The following is a 1,818-nucleotide window of genomic DNA, read 5'->3' as shown; positions in this document are numbered from 1 at the left end:
CGGCGCGTCCGATGGCATGCTCAAGATTCTGGCCACCTGATCATTGTTCGGCTTACTTGCCGCGTGCCTTCAGCTGCGCATCCAGGCGCGGATAGACGCGGCGGGCATTGCCTTCCAATACCTTGTGTCTGTCTTCGGCTGAGATGTCCAACGCGTCGATGTAACGGAGGGTATCGTCGAAGTAGTTGCCGGTGGTCGGATCGATGCCGCGCACGGCGCCCACCATTTCCGACCCAAACAGGATGTTGTCGATGTCGATCACCTTGAACAGCAGATCGATACCTGGCTGGTGATACACGCAGGTATCGAAGTACACGTTCTTCATCACGTGTTCGCTTAGCGGTGGCTTCTTCAACATGTCAGCCAGACCGCGGTAACGGCCCCAATGGTATGGCACCGCACCACCGCCGTGCGGAATGATGAAGCGCAGGCTTGGGAAATCCTGAAACAGATCGCCCTGCAGGAATTGCATGAACGCGGTGGTGTCGGCATTGATGTAGTGCGCGCCCGTGGCGTGGAAGTTGGGATTGCAACTGCCGGATACGTGGATCATGGCCGGCACGTCCAGTTCCACCATCTTCTCGAAGAACGGATACCAGGCACGGTCGGTCAGCGGTGGCCCGTCCCAACGACCACCCGACGGATCGGGATTGAGGTTGCAGCCAACGAAGCCCCGTTCGTTGACGCAGCGTTCCAGCTCGGCGATCGAGTTCTTGATCGTCACGCCAGGCGACTGCGGCAGTTGGCAAACGCCGATGAAGGTTTCCGGGTAGAGGCCGACCACGCGAGCGATCAGATCGTTGCAATGACGCGTCCATATCTGGCTGACTGTTTCGTCACCCTCATGGTGCGCCATCGTGCTGGCGCGCGGCGAAAAAATGGTCATGTCCAAACCGCGTTCGCGAAGCAGGCGCAGTTGGTTGGCTTCGATGCTTTCGCGGATGTCGTCGTCGGAGAGGTTGGGATAAACCGGTAAATGTCGCGACGAATCGTCGAAGTGTTTCAGTTGCGCATCGCGGAAGGCGTCATGGCCTTTCGGTGCTGTCGTGTAGTGACCGTGGCAATCGATGATCACGCGAGGTTTTCTCCTTGGATGTGGAAAACGTCGGTGTCATCACGCATCCATATCGCACGTACGCTTTCGAAGCGGGCGGTCTCAGACATATTTGAGGCCTTTCTGCGCTAAACGCCCACGCATGTCGTAGATGTCCAAACCCAGTTCGCCCGCGGCGAGACGCTCGCGTTTTTCGTCCTCTCTCGCTTCGCGTTCCTTGGCTTTTTCCAACGTATGGGAAGCATTGGCACGCGGCACCACGCAAATGCCGTCGTCGTCGGCAACCACCACGTCGCCCGGATTGACCAGGGCGCCACCACAAACGACCGGCACGTTGACCGAACCGAGCGTTTCCTTGACCGTTCCCTGCGCATAAATGGCACGACTCCAAACGGGGAAACCCATGGCGGTGAGATCGCGCACATCGCGCACGCCGGCATCGATGATTAGGCCGCGGCAGCCGTGCGCTTTGGCCGACGTCGCCAACAGATCGCCGAAGTAACCGTCTTCACAAGGACTGGTCGGAGCGGCGATAAGCAGATCGCCTTCGCGCAACTGTTCGATCGCCACGTGCATCACCCAATTGTCGCCTGGCGGCATCAGCACGGTGACCGCCGAGCCGGCGATGCGCGCACCGCCGTAGATCGGGCGCAGACTGGAATGCATCAGGCCTGTGCGGCCCTGCGCTTCATGCACGGTGGCAACGCCGGCGTGCGCCAGGCCGCTGATCACGTTTGCATCTGCACGTTCGATACGGGTTACTA

2 protein-coding genes are annotated in these 1,818 nt (G+C 59.6%); both read right to left on the bottom strand.

Going from position 1 to position 1,818, the window contains the following annotated elements; all coding sequences use genetic code 11:
* Window positions 1-52: 52 nt before the first annotated feature.
* The gene (locus tag WCA53_RS11055) at window positions 53-1,075 is read right to left on the bottom strand and encodes an amidohydrolase family protein (RefSeq protein ID WP_423909197.1); all 1,023 of its coding nucleotides are present in this window, start codon (window positions 1,073-1,075) and stop codon (window positions 53-55) included.
* A gap of 81 nt (window positions 1,076-1,156) precedes the next feature.
* Window positions 1,157-1,807, bottom strand: coding sequence for a 4-carboxy-4-hydroxy-2-oxoadipate aldolase/oxaloacetate decarboxylase (locus tag WCA53_RS11050; protein WP_423909201.1), 651 nt, complete (start codon window positions 1,805-1,807; stop codon window positions 1,157-1,159).
* Window positions 1,808-1,818: the final 11 nt, after the last annotated feature.

The organism is Caballeronia sp. (assembly GCF_049581465.1).
In the GTDB taxonomy this organism is placed as follows: Bacteria; Pseudomonadota; Gammaproteobacteria; order Burkholderiales; family Burkholderiaceae; genus Caballeronia.
This window is presented reverse-complemented; position numbering and strand designations above follow the sequence as displayed.